This window comes from Micromonospora sp. NPDC049004, from assembly GCF_040649315.1.
Lineage (GTDB): Bacteria > Actinomycetota > Actinomycetes > Mycobacteriales > Micromonosporaceae > Micromonospora.
In genome coordinates, this window is the sequence record NZ_JBEZFG010000003.1 from 656,822 (window position 1) to 675,357 (window position 18,536).

Consider the following 18,536-nt stretch of genomic DNA (forward strand, 5'->3'; position numbering starts at 1 on the left):
TGGCACAGGAGCCAGGCCGGCCACCTTCATGACCCACCTGGCCAGCTGCATACCGACCTGGGAAGGCGACACCGTGTACGCCAAGCAGTACGACATCACCCTGCCCGCCGACTACGACATGCGCATCATCCGCAAACGCGTAGCCGACGGCGGCCATCTCCTCGACGACCGCGCCGGACTGGGGCTGAAGGCGTACGTCATCCGTGAACGCGGCATCAACGACTCCCCCGTCAACCAGTACGCCCCCTTCTACCTCTGGAACGACATCGGCGCCATGGCCCACTTCCTGCTCGGCGGCGGATTCCAGAACATCATCCGCGACTTCGGACGTCCGGTGGTCCGCCACTGGACCGGCGTCGCCTGCCACCCCGGCCCCGCACGCACGGCGTTCCCTCAGGCAGCCTCGCGGCGTCTCACCCCGATCCCTGCCGACTCGGATCCGGGCCGGACCGGCCTGGGGCTGGCCGCCGCGATCGACCAGGAGATCCAGGACCTTCGCGCGCTGGCCCGACACGAGGACGTACACACCGCAGCCCTCGCGATCGACCCCCAGCACTGGGAGCTGATGCGGTTCGTGCTCTGGAACGGCGCCGTCGCTCACGACGAGGCGGCCACCGAACGCTACGAGGTCCTCCACCTGTCGGCACCCGGGCTGGCGGATCTGCCCACCGGACGCAACTGGTAGGCCGAGCCACGAGGGCGCGTAACTGCCTGCCGCAGGAGTTGCGCGGCCCGCTGCTCGACGCGGTGGCGCCGGTGTTCACCGACGGCCTGCACATCGGGCTTCGTCGTGGCCGCGATCGGCACCCTGATCGGTGGGTTGTTCGCCCTTCTGGTGCTGCCCGGTCGCCGCCGGGCCGTGGCGAAGCCTGCCGCTCCCGCGCCTGCGGCCCCGGAGGTCCAACCGCGAGCCGAACAGCTCCCGGCGACCGTGGCTTCCCCGTGGCGACGGTCGCCGGGCTGTCCACATCCGGGGGGAACCTCAGGGTATTGGGGGCCGAAGGTCCCTCGGTTTCCGGCTTGCGGCCCCGGGTGGCCGACCACGGCTGCGCCTAACGTGGGTCCTGGCAGAGACGAGATCAGCGAAAGGACCACAGTGACCGCGGCCGTATCCGAACTCCGTACGCTCGCCGAGCTCGACGACACCGAACTCGCTCGTCTGGACGCGTGGTGGCGGGCGAACAACTACCTGACCATCGGGCAGATCTACCTGCAGGGCAATCCGCTGCTGCGCGAACCCCTGTCGGCTGAGCACATCAAGCCGCGCCTGCTCGGTCACTGGGGCACCAGCCCCGGCCTGTCGCTGATCTACGCGCACGTCTCCCGGCTGATTCGGCACACCGGTCAGCAGGCGATCTACCTGGCCGGTCCGGGTCACGGCGGGCCGGCGCTGGTGGCCGCGGGCTATCTGGAAGGCACCTACAGCGAGATCTACCCGGACGTCAGCCAGGACGAGGCCGGGATGCTGCGCCTGTTCCGGCAGTTCTCCAGCCCAGGCGGTATCCCGTCGCACGTGTCGGTGACCACCCCCGGCTCCATCCACGAGGGCGGCGAGCTGGGCTACGTCCTGGTCCACGCGTTCGGCGCGGTCATGGACAACCCCGACCTGCTGGCCATCGCGGTCGTCGGCGACGGTGAGGCCGAGACCGGGCCCCTTGAGGGCTCCTGGAAGGGCGTGTCCTTCCTCAACCCCGAACGCGACGGCGCGGTCCTGCCGATCCTGCACCTCAACGACGCCAAGATCTCCGGTCCCACGGTGCTGGGTCGCAAGGACCCCGAGGAGGTACGCGCCCTGCTGCGCGGCCACGGTTACGACGTCATCGAGGTCGAGGGCTCCGACCTGCCCGGCATGCACCACCGCTTCGCCGCCGCCCTCGCCACCGCCTGGACGAGGATCCGCGACATTCAGACCGCCGCCCGTGACGGTTCCTGGGACGGCACCCGCCCGGTCTGGCCGCTGATCGTCCTACGGTCGCCGAAGGGCTGGACCGGGCCGGACTCCGTCGACGGGATCACCGTCACCGGAACGTGGCGGTCCCACCAGGTGCCGCTGTCCGGCGTCAAGGACAACCCCGAGCATCTCGCGCTGCTTGAGAGCTGGCTCAAGTCGTACCGTCCGGAGGAGCTGTTCGATTCCGCCGGCACGCCCGTGGCGACCATCCGGGACCAGGCGCCCGACGGCGACCTGCGGATGAGTGCCAGCCCGCATGCCAACGGCGGGGTGCTGACCCGGGATCTGGACCTGCCGAACTTCCGGGCCTACGCGATCGACGTGCCCCGGCCCGCGCAGCAGCGGGCCGAGTCGACGCGCAAGCTGGGCGAGATGATGCGCGACATCTACACCCGCAACGCCGACCGGTTCCGGTTGTTCTGCCCGGACGAGACCAACAGCAACCGGCTCGGCAGCGTCTTCGAGGTCTCCGACCGTGCCTTCATGGAGCGCGTGACACCGGAGGACGTGGCGATCAGCCGCGACGGCCGGGTCATGGAGGTGCTCAGCGAGCACAACTGCCACGGTTGGCTGGAGGGTTACAACCTGACCGGCCGGCACGGGATGTTCGCCACCTACGAGGCGTTCGCCATGGTCAGCGCCTCGCAGACCGTGCAGCACGGCAAGTGGTTGCAGGAGGCCAAGAACCTGCCGTGGCGCGAGAAGGTGCCCAGCCTCAACGTGCTGCTCACCTCGACGGCGTGGCGCAACGACCACAACGGCTTCTCCCACCAGGGGCCGGGCCTGATCCAGGTGGTGCTCACCCAGCGCGGCGATGTCGCCCGGGTCTACCTGCCACCGGACGCCAACACCCTGCTGTCGGTGGCCGACCACTGCTTCCGGTCGCGGTCGTACATCAACCTGATCGTGATCGACAAGCAGCCGCAGCTGCAGTACCTCTCCATGGACGAGGCTGTCGAACACTGTGCTCGCGGCGCGGGCGTCTGGGACTGGGCCGGCACCGACGACGGCACCAGCGACCCCGACATCGTCCTCGCCTGCGCCGGCGACGTCGTCACCATGGAGACCGTCGCGGCGGCGCAGATCCTGCGCGACAAGCTGCCCGGCCTCAAGGTCCGCGTGGTCAACGTGGTCGACCTGATGACCCTCGTCCGGCCCAAGGACCACCCGCACGGCATGAGCGAGACCCTGTTCACCGAGCTGTTCACCGACAACGTCGACGTGGTGTTCTCCTTCCACGGCTACCCCGGCGCGATCCACCAGCTCGTGCACGGCCGCCCGGACGCCGACCGGTTCCGCGTCCGCGGCTTCATCGAGCAGGGCACGACCACCACCCCGTTCGACATGACCGTGCGCAACAAGGCATCGCGGTACCACCTCGTGATGGACGCCATCAACAACGCCAAGCGCCTCCCGCGCGGTGCCGCGGACCTCAAGGCGTGGTGCCAGAGCCAGCTCGACCGCCACGAGACGTACGTGGTGGAACACCTGGAGGACATGCCCGAGGTCCGCGACTGGGCCCTCGGCGACTGGGCCGCGCGCGGCTGAGATCGACCGCCCTGGTGGGCGCACCCGCACCTGGAGGTCCCGGACGGTCCCGACCGTCCGGGACCTCCGGCCCTTAACCGCTGGTCGTCACTCGGCGACGCTGGGAGGAGACCAAGGAGGGGCCATGGCCAGCACATCCCACGAAGCCTGGCGCGGGTTCCGCGGCACCGGCTGGCGCGAGACGATCGACGTCGGCGGGTTCGTCCACGACAACATCGAGCCGTACACCGGCGGGTCGGAGTTCCTGACCGGGCCGACGCCCCGTACCGAGCGGATCTGGCGGCAGCTGCAGCACATGTTCGTCGAGGAGAGTCGTCGCGGGGTCTACGACGTGGACAACCACACCCCGTCCACGATCACCTCGCACGAGCCCGGCTACCTCGACCAGGGCCATGAGCTCATCGTGGGTCTGCAGACCAGCGCCCCGCTGCGCCGCGCGATCATGCCGAACGGCGGGCTGCGGATGGTGGAGGCCGGTCTCCAGGCGTACGGCTTCACCCTCGACCCGACCGTGCACGCGATCTTCAGCCGGTACCGCAAGACGCACAACGACGGTGTCTTCGACGCCTACCCGGCCGACGTGAAGGCCGCCCGCCGCTCGCACATCATCACCGGGCTGCCGGACGCGTACGGCCGTGGTCGGATCATCGGCGACTACCGACGCGTCGCGCTGTACGGGGTCGACCGCCTGATCGCCGAGCGCCGGGAGGTCAAGGCGTCACTCGACGCCCGGCTGTCGTCGGAGGACGTGATCCGCGACCGCGAGGAGCTTGCCGAGCAGATTCGGGCGCTGGACGAGCTGCGACTCATGGCCAGCCGGTACGGCTGTGACATCTCCGGTCCGGCGAGCACCGGCCGCGAGGCGATCCAGTGGCTGTACTTCGCCTATCTGGCGGCCACCAAGGAGCAGAACGGCGCGGCGATGTCGCTGGGCCGAACCGCCACGTTCGTCGGCGCCTACCTGCAACGCGACATCGCCGAGGGCCGACTCACCGAGCGGGACGCGCAGGAACTCGTCGACGACTTCGTCATCAAGCTGCGGATCATCCGGTTCCTGCGCACACCGGAGTACGACCAGTTGTTCTCCGGCGACCCGACCTGGGTGACCGAGGCGCTCGGCGGGATCGGCTGCGACGGCCGCCCGCTTGTCACCCGCACGAGCTTCCGCTATCTGCAGACCCTGTACAACCTGGGTCCGGCCCCGGAGCCGAACCTGACGGTGCTGTGGTCGCCGGCGCTGCCCGAGGGGTTCAAGCGGTTCTGCGCCCAGGTCTCGATCGACACGAGCGCCATCCAGTACGAGAACGACGACCTGATCCGACCGGCGTATAGCGACGACACCGCCATCGCCTGCTGCGTGTCGGCGATGCGGGTGGGCAAGGACATGCAGTTCTTCGGCGCCCGCGCCAACCTCGCCAAGGCCCTGTTGTACGCGATCAACGGCGGCCGCGACGAGATGACCGGCGAGCAGGTCTTCGTCGCCGCGCCGATCGTCGACGACGTGCTCGACTACGACGCGGTCATGACCGCGTACGACCAGACGCTCGACTGGCTGGCCGAGACGTACGTCGACGCGCTCAACGTCATCCACTACATGCACGACAAGTACGCCTACGAGCGCATCGAGATGGCCCTGCACGACTACCCCGTGCACCGCTTCCTCGCCACCGGCGTCGCCGGCCTGTCGGTAGCCGTTGACAGCCTGAGCGCCATCAGGCACGCCCACGTCAAGGTGCTGCGCGACGAGAACGGCCTGGCCGTCGACTACGCCGTGGACGGCGACTTCCCCGCCTTCGGCAACAACGACGACCGCGCCGACGCGATCGCCGTCGACCTGGTCGAACGATTCATGGCCAAAATCCGGCGGCAGCCCACCTACCGGGGCGCCGAGCCGTCGCTCTCGGTCCTCACCATCACCTCGAACGTGGTCTACGGCAGACACACCGGCAACACGCCCGACGGGCGGCGCGCGGGTGAACCGTTCGCGCCGGGCGCGAACCCGATGAACGGCCGCGACACGCACGGCATGGTCGCCGCCGCGCTGTCGGTCGCCAAGCTGCCGTACCGCAGCGCGCGCGACGGGATCTCGCTGACGATCACCGTCACCCCGGACGGCCTCGGCCACGCCCGCGACGAACGGATCACCAACCTCGCCGGAGTGCTCGACGGCTACACCGACAGCGGCGGCTTCCACATGAACGTCAACGTGCTGAACAGGGCGACTCTCGAGGACGCCATGGCCCACCCGGAGAACTACCCGCAACTGACCGTCCGGGTCTCCGGGTACGCGGTGAACTTCGTCAAACTCACCCCCGAGCAGCAACGCGACGTCATCTCCCGCACCTTCCACGGATCGCTCTGATGACCGACGTCGTCACGGCGCCGGTGACCGGCTCGCTCCACTCCTTCGACATCTCCATCGGAGTGGACGGGCCGGGCACCCGGTTCGTCGCGTTCCTGGCCGGCTGCCCGCTGCGCTGCCTCTACTGCCACAGCCCCGACACCCAGTACCGCCGTTACGGCCGGCCCATCTCCGTCGACGACCTCGTCACCGAGATCCGCCGCTACGAACGCTTCCTGAAGGTCGCGCACGGCGGCGTCACAGTCAGCGGCGGCGAGCCGCTGCAACAGCCCGCCTTCACCCGCGAGGTCCTGCGCCGCTGCACGGAGATGGGGCTGCACACCGCCCTGGACACCAGCGGCCTGCTCGGCGACCGCGCCGACGACGCGCTGCTCGACGCCACCGACCTGGTACTGCTCGACATCAAGTCCGGCGACCCGGCCGCGTACCGGACCGTCACCCGCACCGGGCGGCTGACGCCGATCGTACGGTTCGCGCACCGCCTAGCCGACCGTGGCCTGCCGATCTGGGTCCGTTTCGTCCTGGTGCCCGGCCTCACCGACGACCCGGGCAACGTCGACGCCGTCGCGGCCATCGCGGCCGACCTGCCCACCGTCGAACGCGTCGAGGTACTGCCCTTTCACCGGCTCGGCGCGCAGAAGTACGCCGCCCTCGGCCTGCCGTTCCCACTGGCGGACACGCCGCCGCCGGATGAGGCGCTGCTGCGTCGGGTCCGTGGCCAGTTCGAGGAACACGGGCTGACGGCGTACTGACCGCCACCGCCTCGGGTGAGCGTGGGACGGACCGGTCAGTCGGACGGGCTCTCCCCGGTGAGCCTGTGGACGGCACGCCACGTTTTCGCACCACAGTGGATGGCAGTCGAGGCCGTGGCCGGAATCGAACCGGCGTACGCGGTTTTGCGGACCGCTCCCTCACCACTCGGGCACACGACCAGGCAGAAGCGCCCGCGGAGGGAATCGAACCCCCGACACCCAGCTCCGGAAGCTGGTGCTCTATCCCCTGAGCTACGCGGGCTTGCGTGGGAGTGGAGAGACTCGAACTCCCTGAGCGCGAACGCACCGGGGTTACAGCCCGGCCCACCTCACCATCGGTGGCGCACTCCCGTGGGGTGACTGGCGGGATTCGAACCCGCGACGACCCGGACCACAACCGGGCGCTCTACCACTGAGCTACAGCCACAACTACGGCCCGAAGGCCAGTACCCGCGGAAGGTGTCGAACCTCCGACCCCCTGGGTGTAAACCAGGCGCTCTCCCGTTGAGCTACGCGGGCTTGGCTCTGGCGACAGGGCTCGAACCTGTAGAGGGCTTGCGCCCGCCGGATTAACAGTCCGGACCGCTACCAATTACGGTTTACGCCAGATCGGCAGCGCGGACGGGACTCGAACCCGCACATGTCCCGGGTGAAAGCCGGGCGACTCTTCCAATTCGTCCACCGCGCCAGGTGGTGTGCGTGCCCCGAGCTGGTGTCGAACCAAGCGACCCCCGGTCTGTCGAACCGGTGCTCTCCCGCTGAGCTATCGGGGCGTGAATAGGCGGCCGGCCGCGGAGGGTACTGCCGCGCTTGCACCTGGCACTCCCTGTGCCAGGGCCGACCCGAACGGACAGGACCGTTGGGAGCGGGAGCCGGATTCGAACCGACGGCTCCCTGACCCCCAGTCAGGTGCGCTACCAAACTGCGCCATATCCCGTGAGTGCCCCCGAGACGATTCGAACGTCTGGCCTCTTGATTCGTAGTCAAGCGCTCTATCCACTGAGCTACGGGGGCATGTCGTGCGTGCGGCGAGGGAAGCCGGCCGGTACGCCGGGTTCTGTCTCATCCCGGCGACCCGGTGAGGGATTCGAACCCCCGGCAGTATGGCCCGCTCCGCGTCAGCAACGCGGCGCCATCGACCAGACTCGGCCAACCCTTCATGCGCGCCAACGACGGGGATCGAACCCGCGGCCCCCCGATCGACAGTCGGGTGCTCTAACCACTGAGCTACGTCGGCATGTGGCCGCTTCCGGCGGCGAATCGCCCACGCTTACGTGACCTTGGTACGGGGGAACCGCGGGCCGACCGGCGGGCCGGCGGCGTGGAGTCGGACGGAATCGAACCGACGGCCTTCCCGGTGCGAGCGGGACGCTCTACCAACTGAGCTACGACCCCAAGGTGTTGCTGAGTACCCGACCGCGGATTCGAACCGCGAACCTTCCCGCCCTGAACGGGACGCCTCTGCCAGTTGGGCTAGCCGGGCATGTGATTCCTCGTCTCGACCGCGAACGCCGCGTACTTCGAGTCGAGGACGATGTATTGCGCGCCACTCACCGCCTCTACCGGGATGAGGTAGTCGAGGGCCCCCGCTGTCGAGATGAAGAAAAAGTCGGTCTCGCCCTTTGTGTAGCCTGTGACTCGGATGCGACCACGAGCGGTATCCCCCGCGCTGGCGTCGTACACCGTCCGCCGCAGGACCGCCCGGTAGCGTCCATTGCTCTCGGTCGTGCCGGTGGTCGTGACCTGCACCCGTTGCAGTCCGGTGTCGGATTCCGCGATCAGGTCGTATGCGGCCGGCTCTAGCGGGATCGAGACGTTGTAACCCCGATCCATGAACCATCGGGCGGCGATGCTCAACCCCGATCGTCCGCCGTGCTGAGCTGGCTGGCTGAACGGGTGCGCTGGCGCTACGAGCTGACGAGGGTTGCTGCCGTGAGTCAGGTGCGACACGTCCAAGTCGAGGCGGGCCGCGACAGCTTGGACACTCGTACGACCTGCTGTCCGTGACTTGCCGATGGCTTCCATGACGTCTGCCCAGCAGGTCGCGCCCTGGACGGCGTTGCGGAGCTGGTCGTCGGTGTAGGTGCGCGGGTTGCCCATAACTAGCAATCCTGCACTAATCGAGTGCGGTGGCTTTGCGATTTTGCCCACCCGGACAGGTGGTGTTGCGTGCCGACACCCGGTGTCGAACCGGGGACCTTCCCGTTATGAGCGGGACGCTCTGACCACCTGAGCTACGTCGGCGAGAGAGCCACCGCCCGGACTCGAACCGGGTGCCTACGTCTTACGAGGACGTCGCTCTGGCCTGATGAGCTACGGCGGCAGGGTGTGGAGCCGGCGACCGGGATCGAACCGGCCCACTCGCGCTGACAAGGCGCGTGCTCTGCCAACTGAGCTACACCGGCTTGGTGCCCCCGACAGGATTCGAACCTGCCCTGTCGGCCGCCTCACGACCGCGCCTCTACCACTGGGCTACGAGGGCCTAGCTGGGAGCAGAGGATTCGAACCTCTACGCACTGGGTCAGAGCCAGCGATGCTGCCGGTTACATCAGCTCCCATCGCGGCCAGCGGGGTGATGGCCCGCCGGCCGGTGTCAGCGCTGCGCCAGCGACCCCCACGCCGGCACGACCGGGCTGGTGCGGAGCACCATGCCTGCCTCGGCCGGGGTCCGATCGCCCTTGCGCTGGTTGCAGGGCGCGCACGCGCTGACGGTGATCCGCCAGGTGTTCTTCAGCATCCGGATCGCGTGGGCGAACCTGACGCGGTGTGGGGGTCCGGCGTCCACCCGGGTCCCTCCCTTCTTCCGATCACGAACGGCCCGTTGAGGCCGGCGTCGGTGATGTCGCACTGTCTCTACCCGAGAGGCATCGAGCGGTTGACCCGATTCGAACGGGCGACCTCGACGTTGGCAACGTCGCGCTCTACCAACTGAGCTACAACCGCGTGGAGCCACCGGCGCGAATCGAACGCGCGACCTTCCCCGTACCAGGGGACGCTCCCCCAATCTGAGCTACGACGGCCAGGGCGCCTCCACCACTTGGACGGGAACGTGCCCGCTGGCGCACTTCGCGCCCACCGTTGCCCCACACCTGGGGCAGCTCGACAGGACGCGACACCTCCACGTTGGAAGCGGTGCGTTCAACCACGTGAGCTGGTACGCGATAGAGACCTTCCACGTAGGCCATGTCGGGCTCGAACCGACGATCTCCTGGCTGAGAACCAGGTGAGCTTTGCCGACAGCTCCAATGGCCCATGGAGCCGGGAGGGGCTGGGAAACCTGGAACGGTCCCCCGGCCAACATGCCCCTCCCCGACTCGGACGGGTCCGGGACCGGGGTGTCGAACCCCGTGTCTCTCGCTCCCAAAGCGAGCGGGTCAGCCGTCTCCCTCGTCCCGGAGGTAATCCTCCCGGCCGGCCCGTGTAGGCGCCGGCCGGGGTCTTGCTCATGCCATCCACTGTGGAGTTGAGAATCTACGACGTCGCCGGCCGCAGCCGGGACGAAAAGCAGGGGCGGCAGGACTCGGACCTGCGACCTTCGGTTTTGGAGACCGGTGCTCTACCAGTTGAGCTACGCCCCTATGACGTTGTTCCCGCAACGGAAAAGCCGCCCTGTCCCGGTCGGGGTGGGCGGCTTCGCAGCTTGCGCTGACGCTATTCGCGCCGCCACCCCGGATCCCAGTTCCGCTCAATTGCGCACAGGTTGTGGGCTCGCCCGATCGAGGGCAGCACGACACCGCCGCGCGGCATGAGCCGCGTGCTTTCGGTGTAGGCGTACTGCGCCATCGGGAACTCCTCGGGTGGGTCGGGACTGCCTTGCTCAATCAAGGTAGGCGCTGTGTCGATCGGCTGGCAATGGATATTCCGAGTGCACGTGGACCGGCCGCGGCTAATGGTGGTCCCGGCCGAGGAAGCACGACAGCAGTCGTCTGAACTCGTGCGGATGCTCGAGCGCCGGCACGTGCCCGCATCGCCCGAACACGTGCAGACGGACGTCGGCCAGGTGGCCGAGCAGGGGCTGGGCCGTCGTCGCGAACGGGGTGACCCGGTCCTCGGCGCCGTGAACGAGCAGGACGGGCGCGCGGATCGCGGCAAGCGTCTGCGCCGAGAGGGTGAGGTCGTCGACCCATCGTGCCCTGGGTGGAGGGAACAACGACGCGAAGGCGTCCGCCCCCGCTCGCATCGCAGCGGCACGGGCATCGACTGCCGAATCGGTCACGAGCGCCTGGTCGAGGACGAGGCGACTCAGCATGTCCCGTGCCCCGGTCGGGCCGGCCGGGGCGGCCCAGACGGCGTCGAGATCGGCGGACAGCGGCGCCCCGGGGGCGCCCACCGTCGAGACCGCCACGACACGGGTGACCTGCTGGGGGCGGGCGGCCGCCAACGCCAGCGCCACGGCGCCGCCCATGGAGTGACCCACCACGGCGTAGTGGTCGATGCCGAGAGCATTCATCAGGCCCGCGGCCTGTTCCGTCCACAGCCGGAGCCCGCCCCTGGAGCCCGCCGGGACGGGCGTACGGCCGAACCCCGCCTGATCCGGAGCCACCAGGTGCCAGGACGTGCCGAGCGCCTGCGCCGTCGTTGCCCAGGCGCCGGACCCGGTCGTGCCGGGTCCGGAGCCGTGCAGCATCAGCACCGCGGGACCGGTGCCGCTCTCCAGGACGTGAACGGGGGAACCGTCGACGGTGACGGTCCGAAGTGCCGTCACCGGGGCAGACCAGGTGCGCTCATGCCGAGGCGGAGTTGACGGACTTCGAGAAGAGCTCCATCATCGCCCGGCCGAACTGCGGCATGTCGGGCCAACCCCGGCAGGAGACGAGGTTGCCGTCCACGACGTCGGGAGCGTCGATGACCGTCGCGCCCGCGTTCTCCATGTCACCGGTGATCGGGGGGAAGCACGCCGTCTTCCGGCCCTTCAGCAGCCCGTACACCGCCGGCACCTGCGCACCGTGGCACACCAGCGCGATGGGGAGGTTGCGCGCGAAGAAGTGCTCGGTGATGCGCCGGACGTCGGCGTCGACCCGGATCCACTCGGGGGCACGTCCACCGGGGATGATGAGGGCGTCGTAGCGCTCGACGTCGACCTCGGCCCAGGGCACGTCGACCGGCAGCTTCCGGCCGTTCTTCTCCACGTAGGCGTCGGAGTTGGGGTCGAACTCGTGGATGACCAGTTGCACGTCACGCATCGTCCGGGACGAGACGTCGACGTCCCAGCCGCCCTCCTGCACGCGGTAGTAGGGATACATGGTGTCGAGTTCCTCGGCGGCGTCGCCGGTCAGGAGCAGCGCTCTGGGCACCTGCTTCTCCTCGCATGTGGGGACGGGCGGGGTGGATCAGATCCAATCCGATCTGATCGAGTTAGCATTCCTCGGCCCAGCCCGCCCGTCAACCCTCCACCGCCATCGGGTCCGCGTCCTTGACCTCGTCGAACAATCGACGGAAACGCTCGCCGGACCGAAGGATGTGCCGACGCATCGCGTAGGCGGCGGCGTCGGGGTCACGCGCGGCGATCGCTGCCACAACGTCCTCGTGCTCGGCCATGGCCAGGTGCGTGACCTGGGTGTCGTGGTGCAGCCGGAAGAGGTGCACGTGGCTGTGCAGGCGAGCGAGCGCTTCCCGGATGACCTGGTTCTCCGCGCTCAGGGCGACGAGATCGTGGAAAGCGGCGTCGCGTAGCCCGAAGGCACCGTAGGCCAGCAGCCCGCTGCCCCCCTGAAGCTCGGCCATCTCCTCCAGCATCCGCCGCAGACCGGCCACCTGCTCCGAGGACGCCCGTTCGGCGGATCTGCGTGCCGCCGCCGGCTCCAGGAGCAGGCGAACCTCGAGCATGTCCTCGAATCGGTGACGGGTGATCTGGGGTGGGATGCGGTAGCCGGCATGGGGCACACGCACGACCAGGCCCTCGGCCTCCATGCGGTTCAGGGCGTCGCGGATCGGCGTCTGCGAGACCCCCAGCTCCCGCGCCAGGACGTCGATCGTGACGCGGGAGCCAGGCTCGATCCGGAGCGACATCAGCTGTCCGAGCAGCGTGTCGTACACCTCGTCGGCGAGCCTGCCGCGAGATCTTCCCGGCGGCATCGCACCCGGCACGGCCCGCCGGCCCCGCCCGCTCATCGCTTCGTCGTCCATCGTGACCTGAGGTCCTTTCTTGCGCCTTCGGGAACCTGTTGACACCAGTCACGACGCTGCGGCATGCTGACGCCCCCACCCGGATCGTATAGGAAACGCGACGGATGATCTTCATCCTCCACCATCGCGGAACCACCCGCCATGGCGACTTCGATCACCTGGAGGACTGCCCGACGGTCTGCAGACCCAGCAGATGGCGGCGTACTCGTGACGCCGACCCCCGGGTCGACCCCCGCGACAGTCCAGCGACACGCCTGAACAACCCAGCAACTGCTCGGCGAAGCGCATAGCGAGGCTCTGGAAGTTCCCACCCAGAAAGCAGGCGAGAACATGCGGAATCCGAAGCGAATAGGAATCATGTCCGTTCCCGGCCGGAAGGCGCGGCTGGCGGCGGCGGCCCTGCTGCTGGTCGCCACGACCGTGACGGCATGCGGCGACGGCAAGGACGACGGCGAGAAGGCGAGCGCCCCCAAGGCGCCGGCGACCATCCCGGAACTCACCAAGGACCCGCTGACTCTCAGCTTCATCTGGTTCGACTGGCCCCCCGCCAAGGCACTGGAGGCCTTCGCGAACGCCGAGTACAAGAAAGAGCGGCCGAACACGACCATCAAGGTCAACACCGTGCCGAACGCCAACTGGCACGACGCGATGTTCACCCAGTTCGCCGCGCACAAGACCGACTTCGACATCGCGATCCTGGACTCGCAGCACATCGGCGAGGCCGTGACGAACGGCAACATCCTCGACCTCACCGACTTCGTCAAGCAGAACATCGACGTCGCGGCCTACAACCCGTACCTCCTGGCGGCCTACGGCCAGTTCCCCCAGGCGGAGACGGGCAAACGCGACGAGAACGCCAGCCTGTACGGGCTGCCGCTGCTCGGCGACACCTGGACGATGATCTACCGCAAGGACCTGATCGGTGACAAGCCTCCGCAGACCTGGGACCAGATGATCTCAGTCGCCGAGAAGTGCCAGGCGGAGAATCCCGGCGTCAGCGGGCTGGCGTTCCACCAGGCCAACGGCTCCGACGCGGCGGCCGTCACCTACAACACGGTCAACGGCGTCTACGGCGGCAACCTCTGGGACGCCAAGGCCCGCAAGATCAACGGCGTCCTCAACGACGCCGCCGGCCAGGAGGCGATGGACGTCCTGGTCAACAAGATGAAGCCGCTGACCGCCAAGGGCTCCGGCAACTGGTTCATCGACGAGGTGAACGCGGCGGTCGCCCAGGGCAAGGCCTGCATCGCGTTCAACTGGATCGCCGCGAGCGGCGGGCTGCTGGACCCGAAGCAGTCGACGCTCGGCACCACGCGGGAGCAGATTCTCGACAAGCTGGGCTTCGCCACCCTGCCGAGCCAGAAGACGAACCTGGTCCCCCTCGGCGGCATGGGGATGCACGTGTCGGCCTACTCCTCCGCGGCCAACCAGGCCGAGGCCCTGAACTTCATGAAGTGGTTCGAGCAGGCTGATGTTCAGAAGAAGTGGGCCGCGGCTGGTGGCGTGCCCTCGCGTACGGACGCCCTGCAGTCGCCCGAGTTCCTCAACGCCGGGCCCTTCAACCAGGTGTACACGGACTCGGTGCCGCGGATGCGGGACATGTGGAACGTGCCCGAGTACGCGCGCCTCGTCGACATCGAGAACACCAACGTGAACGCGGCCCTCAACGGCGCGAAGAAGCCGAAGGATGCGCTCGACGACATCGCCAAGGAGCAGCAGGGTGTGCTCGACTCCAGCGGCCGCAAGGGCGGCGGCGGGCTGTGAGTGACCCCGTCCCTCTGACGACCGACAACCCCGGGCAGGTGGCGTCCGTGCCGCCACCTGCGCCGGGTCGGTCCCGCCGGCTGACCGACCGCGGGCTCGCCGTGGGCTTCATCTCCCCCGCGCTGTTGCTGTTGCTCGCCATGTCGGTGTTCCCGTTGCTGTGGGCGTTGTACCTGTCCTTCACCGACTACTCGGCCACCCGCGGTGGGCCCGCCAATTTCATCGGGTTCGGGAACTACACCGCCATCCTGACGTCGGCGCAGGTCCACCAGAGGGCCCTGACGACGTTGATCTACGTGATCGGCGCGGTCGGCCTGCAGACCGTGCTCGGTTTCGGCATCGCCTACCTGATCTCGCGGCGTACGCACGGGCGAGGAGTGCTGACCACTCTGTTCCTGGTGCCGATGATGCTGTCGCCGGTAGTGGTCGGGCTGTTCTGGCGATTCATGCTCGACGCGCAGTTCGGCGTGATCAACAGCATGCTCGGCTCGCTCGGCCTGGGGCAGGTGGAGTGGCTCACCCGGCAGCGGACGGCACTGATCTCCCTGGTCGTGGTCGACACCTGGCAGTGGACGCCGTTCATCATGCTCATCGCGCTCGCGGGCCTGACGGCGGTTCCCAAGTACCTGTACGAGGCCGCCTCGATCGACCGGGCGTCCGAGTGGTTCCGGTTCCGCACCATCACTCTTCCCCTGGTGTGGCCGCTGCTCCTCATTGCCGTGATGTTCCGGGCCATCGAGGCCTTCCGGCTGTTCGACCTCGTCTACATCCTCACCAACGGAGGCCCGGGCGTCTCCACCGAGACGTTGTCGTTCCACGTCTACAAGGTGGCGTTCCTGGGCTTCAACACCGGAACCGCGTCGGCGTACGGGATTCTCATGGTCCTCGTCGTCATCGTCCTCACGCAGTTGTACCTGCGCTACCTGAACAAGCTCAAGGAGGACTGATGGCCGTCTCCGTCGACGAGGCCGTGTCCACAGGTCCTGCCCGGGATCACTCGCCCCCCGCGCGCCGCCTCGGCGGCCGGGGCCGCTCCGGGCTGGAGGTCGCGCTGCTGATCATGCTGGCCGTCGTGATGCTCTTTCCGGTGCTGTGGATGATTGAGACGTCCATCAAGGAGAACCGCGACGTCTACGCCATCCCGGCGAAGTTCTTCGACTTCAGAGTCACACTGGAGCACTACAGGGACGTGTTCGTCGCTCCCGATGGCGGTCGCTCGGCCCTGTCCGTCTCGTTCCTCAACTCCGCGGTGGTCGCGGGGGTCTCCACGGTGCTGGCCACCGTGTTGGGGGTGCCGGCGGCCTGGGCCTACTCACGCTTCGCGGTGAAGGCCAAGAAGGACCAACTGTTCTTCATCCTGTCCACCCGCTTCATGCCGCCCGTGGTGGTGGTGATCCCGATCTTCCTCATGTACCGCCAGGTCGGGCTCATCGACAGCAAGCTCGGGCTGATCCTCATCTACGCCGCGTTCAACGTCCCGTTCACGATCTGGATGATGAAGGGGTTCGTCGACGAGGTGCCCGCGGAGTACGAGGATGCCGCGATGCTCGACGGCTACACCCGTCTGCAGGCGTTCTGGAAATTCACCCTCCCCCTGCTCGTGCCCGGCATCGCCGCGACGGCGGTCTTCGCGCTCATCTTCTCGTGGAACGAGTTCGTGTTCGCCATCTTCCTCACCTCCAGCGACGACGTGCGGACGGCTCCGCCCGCCATCGCCGGCCTCATCGGTGGCACCACGACGGACTGGGGTCTCGTGGCCGCCGCCTCCGTGGTGTTCGCCCTACCGGTGCTCGTCTTCGCGTACCTGGTGCGCAAGCATCTCATCGCCGGTGTGACGCTCGGGGCGGTGCGACGCTGATGGCGGGCATCGAGGTGAACGCACTGCACAAGCGCTACCCGGACGGGACGGTAGCGGTTGATCACGTGGACCTGTCCATCGGTGATGGCGAGCTGTTCGTGATGCTCGGCCCTTCGGGTTGCGGCAAGACGACCACGCTGCGGGCCATCGCCGGCCTGGAAAGGCAGACGACTGGCGACATCCGCATCGGCGACACGCTCGTCAACGACCTGCCGCCCGCCGAGCGCGACATCGCCATGGTGTTCCAGTTCTACGCGCTCTATCCGCACCTGCGGACCCGCGACAACCTGGCGTTCCCCCTGCGGGCCGAGGGGCTGCCCAAGGCGGAGGTGCGCGGGCGGGTCGAGGAGGCCGCCCGGCTGATGCGGCTCGGACCGCTCCTGGACCGGCGACCGCGCCAGCTGTCCGGTGGGGAGCAGCAGCGCGTCGCGCTCGCTCGCGCCCTGGTGCGACGGCCGCGCGCATTCCTCATGGACGAACCTCTCACCAATCTGGACGCCGAGCTGAGAGCCGACATGCGCACGGAGATCAAGCACCTGCAGGGGGAACTGGGGGCGACGATGGTCTACGTCACCCACGACCAGGTCGAGGCAATGTCGCTCGGTCACCGGATCGCCATCCTCAACAAGGGCCGCGTCGAGCAGATCGGCACGCCGCTGGAGGTGTACGACCGGCCGGCGAGTCTCTTCTGCGCCGCGTTCATCGGCTCCCCGCCGATGAACCTGATCGAGGTGGAGGTGGCCGACGGAAAGCTGCGCGGTCAGGGCGGTCTGGTCCTCACGCCACCGCCCGGTCTGCCGCGCGACGCTCGCCTGGTGGCGGGCGTACGGCCGGAGGCTCTGGAAGTCACCGAGCCAGGGGCGGACGGCACTGTCCCGGCCCGCGTGGTCTCGGCGGAGTGGCTGGGCGACGAAATCATCTACGTGGTCGACCACGGCGGCGAGCGCGACGTACGGGTTCGGATGCCACCGACCGTCCGTTTCGCCGCTGACGCGAAGGTCGGGCTGCGGCACACCGGCGGGACCCCGGCGGTCTACGACGTGCGTACGGAAGAGCTGGTGGCCTGATGGGAACCGTGGCAGCGCGCGGGCTGAGCAAGTCCTTCGGGAAGGTCCAGGCCCTGGACGGGGTGACGCTGGACGTGCCGGACGGCTCGTTCTTCGTCGTGCTCGGGCCCTCCGGGGCAGGCAAGACCACGACCCTGCGAGCGATCGCCGGCCTGGAGAAGCTCGACGCCGGGTCGGTGCACCTGGACGGGAGGGACGCGACGGGTGACACCCCGGCCGCACGCGACCTGGCGATGGTCTTCCAGAGCTACGCCCTCTACCCGCGACACACGGTGTACGAGAACATCGCGTCGCCCCTGCGGGCACGCCGCTGTTCTTCCAGTGAGATCGCCGCCGCGGTCGAGCAGATGTCGAGCCTGCTGCACATCGAACGTCTGCTGCAGCGTCGTCCCGCGCAGTTGTCGGGCGGTGAGATGCAGCGTGTCGCCCTGGCCCGGGCGCTGGTCCGTCGCCCGCGCGCGTTTCTCATGGACGAGCCGCTCACGAACCTCGACCTCAAGCTCCGCGTCGAGATGCGCACCGAGCTCACCCGCATCCACCGGAGCCTCGGAGCGACGTTCGTCTACGTGACCAACGACCAGGTCGAGGCGCTGTCCATGGCCGACCAGGTCGCGGTCCTCAAGGAGGGCAAGGTGCAACAGGTCGGAACGCCGACCGAGGTGTACGAACGTCCCGCCAACCAGTGGGTCGCGGGATTCGTCGGGAGCCCGCCGATCAGCCTGCTCGCCTGCCGCGCCGAGGGAGATCGTCTGGTCGGCGCGGAGGGCTGGACGCTGCCACGACCCCGCTGGACCACCGCCGAGGACGGTCGTGCGCTGCTGCTGGGCCTGCGAGCGGAGGACCTGTCCGTCGAGCAGCGTGGGAACGCGTCGTTGTCCGGGGAACTCTACGGGCTCGAGCCGCTCGGTGACCGGACGCTTGTCGACGTCCGAGTGGGGACGAAGATCGTCAAGGTCAAGGCCCGGCCCACCGTCACCGGTACGCCGGGCGAACGGCTGCAGGTCACGGTCGACCTGGATCGGGCGCACCTGTTCGACGCGGACACCGGGCTGTCGCTGTCCGAGGCTGGGCGGTAACCGGGACGCCGAGACGGCAGTGGCGATCGGTG

General features: G+C 68.5%; 14 protein-coding genes, 23 tRNA genes and 1 pseudogene. 9 read left to right on the forward strand and 29 right to left on the reverse strand.

What is annotated here, in order from left to right; all coding sequences use genetic code 11:
• Positions 1–28: 28 nt before the first annotated feature.
• From AB0B97_RS12135 to pflA, 4 genes are all read left to right on the forward strand, one after another.
• A complete protein-coding gene (locus AB0B97_RS12135) occupies positions 29–685 on the forward strand; it encodes a DUF4865 family protein (RefSeq protein ID WP_357493035.1) in 657 nt (218 codons plus the stop codon).
• A gap of 411 nt (positions 686–1,096) precedes the next feature.
• The gene (locus AB0B97_RS12140) at positions 1,097–3,499 is read left to right on the forward strand and encodes a phosphoketolase family protein (RefSeq protein ID WP_357493037.1); all 2,403 of its coding nucleotides are present in this window, start codon (positions 1,097–1,099) and stop codon (positions 3,497–3,499) included.
• Positions 3,500–3,623: 124 nt separating this feature from the next.
• Positions 3,624–5,861 (forward strand): formate C-acetyltransferase, encoded by a 2,238-nt coding sequence (pflB, locus tag AB0B97_RS12145; RefSeq protein WP_357493039.1) that lies wholly within the window; start codon positions 3,624–3,626, stop codon positions 5,859–5,861.
• Positions 5,861–6,613 (forward strand): pyruvate formate-lyase-activating protein, encoded by a 753-nt coding sequence (gene pflA / locus AB0B97_RS12150; RefSeq protein WP_357493041.1) that lies wholly within the window; start codon positions 5,861–5,863, stop codon positions 6,611–6,613. Before pflB ends, pflA begins: the two co-directional genes overlap by 1 nt.
• 109 nt (positions 6,614–6,722) lie before the next feature.
• Here pflA and AB0B97_RS12155 read toward each other — a convergent pair.
• The 29 genes and pseudogenes from AB0B97_RS12155 to AB0B97_RS12295 form a co-directional block, all read right to left on the reverse strand.
• Positions 6,723–6,793: transfer RNA gene (locus AB0B97_RS12155), tRNA-Cys, on the reverse strand.
• A gap of 9 nt (positions 6,794–6,802) precedes the next feature.
• Positions 6,803–6,875: transfer RNA gene (locus tag AB0B97_RS12160), tRNA-Arg, on the reverse strand.
• A gap of 5 nt (positions 6,876–6,880) precedes the next feature.
• A tRNA-Tyr gene (locus AB0B97_RS12165) sits at positions 6,881–6,964 on the reverse strand.
• A 1-nt stretch (position 6,965) separates the two neighbouring features.
• Positions 6,966–7,040: transfer RNA gene (locus AB0B97_RS12170), tRNA-His, on the reverse strand.
• A 20-nt stretch (positions 7,041–7,060) separates the two neighbouring features.
• Positions 7,061–7,132, reverse strand: a tRNA-Val gene (locus AB0B97_RS12175).
• A gap of 1 nt (position 7,133) precedes the next feature.
• Positions 7,134–7,222, reverse strand: a tRNA-Asn gene (locus AB0B97_RS12180).
• Positions 7,223–7,226: 4 nt separating this feature from the next.
• Positions 7,227–7,301 (reverse strand) — tRNA-Glu (locus AB0B97_RS12185).
• A 12-nt stretch (positions 7,302–7,313) separates the two neighbouring features.
• A tRNA-Val gene (locus AB0B97_RS12190) sits at positions 7,314–7,386 on the reverse strand.
• Positions 7,387–7,473: 87 nt separating this feature from the next.
• Positions 7,474–7,552: transfer RNA gene (locus AB0B97_RS12195), tRNA-Pro, on the reverse strand.
• Positions 7,553–7,554: 2 nt separating this feature from the next.
• Positions 7,555–7,627: transfer RNA gene (locus tag AB0B97_RS12200), tRNA-Arg, on the reverse strand.
• A gap of 57 nt (positions 7,628–7,684) precedes the next feature.
• Positions 7,685–7,769: transfer RNA gene (locus AB0B97_RS12205), tRNA-Ser, on the reverse strand.
• Between the two features lie 8 nt (positions 7,770–7,777).
• Positions 7,778–7,850: transfer RNA gene (locus AB0B97_RS12210), tRNA-Asp, on the reverse strand.
• A gap of 85 nt (positions 7,851–7,935) precedes the next feature.
• Positions 7,936–8,008, reverse strand: a tRNA-Ala gene (locus AB0B97_RS12215).
• Positions 8,009–8,022: 14 nt separating this feature from the next.
• A tRNA-Leu gene (locus AB0B97_RS12220) sits at positions 8,023–8,096 on the reverse strand.
• Positions 8,087–8,713, reverse strand: coding sequence for a group I intron-associated PD-(D/E)XK endonuclease (locus tag AB0B97_RS12225; protein ID WP_357493043.1), 627 nt, complete (start codon positions 8,711–8,713; stop codon positions 8,087–8,089). Before AB0B97_RS12225 ends, AB0B97_RS12220 begins: the two co-directional genes overlap by 10 nt.
• Positions 8,714–8,783: 70 nt before the next feature.
• Positions 8,784–8,857 (reverse strand) — tRNA-Met (locus AB0B97_RS12230).
• Between the two features lie 5 nt (positions 8,858–8,862).
• Positions 8,863–8,936 (reverse strand) — tRNA-Thr (locus tag AB0B97_RS12235).
• A gap of 6 nt (positions 8,937–8,942) precedes the next feature.
• Positions 8,943–9,018 (reverse strand) — tRNA-Thr (locus AB0B97_RS12240).
• Between the two features lies 1 nt (position 9,019).
• Positions 9,020–9,095 (reverse strand) — tRNA-Leu (locus AB0B97_RS12245).
• A 4-nt stretch (positions 9,096–9,099) separates the two neighbouring features.
• Positions 9,100–9,171, reverse strand: a tRNA-Gln gene (locus tag AB0B97_RS12250).
• A 35-nt stretch (positions 9,172–9,206) separates the two neighbouring features.
• A pseudogene (locus AB0B97_RS12255) lies at positions 9,207–9,344 on the reverse strand (HNH endonuclease); the annotation flags it as partial.
• 139 nt (positions 9,345–9,483) lie between these two features.
• Positions 9,484–9,556: transfer RNA gene (locus AB0B97_RS12260), tRNA-Gly, on the reverse strand.
• A gap of 1 nt (position 9,557) precedes the next feature.
• A tRNA-OTHER gene (locus tag AB0B97_RS12265) sits at positions 9,558–9,633 on the reverse strand.
• Positions 9,634–9,790: 157 nt separating this feature from the next.
• Positions 9,791–9,865 (reverse strand) — tRNA-Glu (locus AB0B97_RS12270).
• Positions 9,866–10,118: 253 nt separating this feature from the next.
• Positions 10,119–10,191: transfer RNA gene (locus AB0B97_RS12275), tRNA-Trp, on the reverse strand.
• Positions 10,192–10,264: 73 nt separating this feature from the next.
• Positions 10,265–10,396: a hypothetical protein gene (locus AB0B97_RS12280; protein ID WP_357493045.1), complete on the reverse strand. Its 132-nt coding sequence runs from the start codon at positions 10,394–10,396 to the stop codon at positions 10,265–10,267.
• Between the two features lie 103 nt (positions 10,397–10,499).
• The gene (locus tag AB0B97_RS12285; RefSeq protein WP_357493047.1) at positions 10,500–11,318 is read right to left on the reverse strand and encodes an alpha/beta hydrolase; all 819 of its coding nucleotides are present in this window, start codon (positions 11,316–11,318) and stop codon (positions 10,500–10,502) included.
• Between the two features lie 19 nt (positions 11,319–11,337).
• Entirely contained in the window at positions 11,338–11,907 is a 570-nt protein-coding gene (locus tag AB0B97_RS12290; protein WP_222952845.1) for a DJ-1/PfpI family protein, read from the reverse strand.
• Between the two features lie 88 nt (positions 11,908–11,995).
• The gene (locus AB0B97_RS12295; protein WP_357493049.1) at positions 11,996–12,739 is read right to left on the reverse strand and encodes a GntR family transcriptional regulator; all 744 of its coding nucleotides are present in this window, start codon (positions 12,737–12,739) and stop codon (positions 11,996–11,998) included.
• A gap of 357 nt (positions 12,740–13,096) precedes the next feature.
• Between AB0B97_RS12295 and AB0B97_RS12300 the strand changes: the two genes are divergently transcribed.
• The 5 genes from AB0B97_RS12300 to AB0B97_RS12320 are packed head-to-tail and all read left to right on the forward strand — an operon-like array spanning position 13,097 to position 18,504.
• Positions 13,097–14,503, forward strand: a complete 1,407-nt coding sequence (locus AB0B97_RS12300) for an extracellular solute-binding protein (RefSeq protein WP_234580973.1) — start codon at positions 13,097–13,099, stop codon at positions 14,501–14,503.
• Between the two features lie 47 nt (positions 14,504–14,550).
• Entirely contained in the window at positions 14,551–15,450 is a 900-nt protein-coding gene (locus AB0B97_RS12305; protein ID WP_234580970.1) for a sugar ABC transporter permease, read from the forward strand.
• Positions 15,450–16,361: a carbohydrate ABC transporter permease gene (locus tag AB0B97_RS12310; protein WP_357493052.1), complete on the forward strand. Its 912-nt coding sequence runs from the start codon at positions 15,450–15,452 to the stop codon at positions 16,359–16,361. Before AB0B97_RS12305 ends, AB0B97_RS12310 begins: the two co-directional genes overlap by 1 nt.
• On the forward strand, positions 16,361–17,428 hold the full coding sequence (locus AB0B97_RS12315) for an ABC transporter ATP-binding protein (protein WP_357493054.1): 1,068 nt from the start codon (positions 16,361–16,363) through the stop codon (positions 17,426–17,428). Before AB0B97_RS12310 ends, AB0B97_RS12315 begins: the two co-directional genes overlap by 1 nt.
• The gene (locus AB0B97_RS12320) at positions 17,428–18,504 is read left to right on the forward strand and encodes an ABC transporter ATP-binding protein (protein ID WP_357493056.1); all 1,077 of its coding nucleotides are present in this window, start codon (positions 17,428–17,430) and stop codon (positions 18,502–18,504) included. Before AB0B97_RS12315 ends, AB0B97_RS12320 begins: the two co-directional genes overlap by 1 nt.
• Positions 18,505–18,536 lie beyond the last annotated feature (32 nt).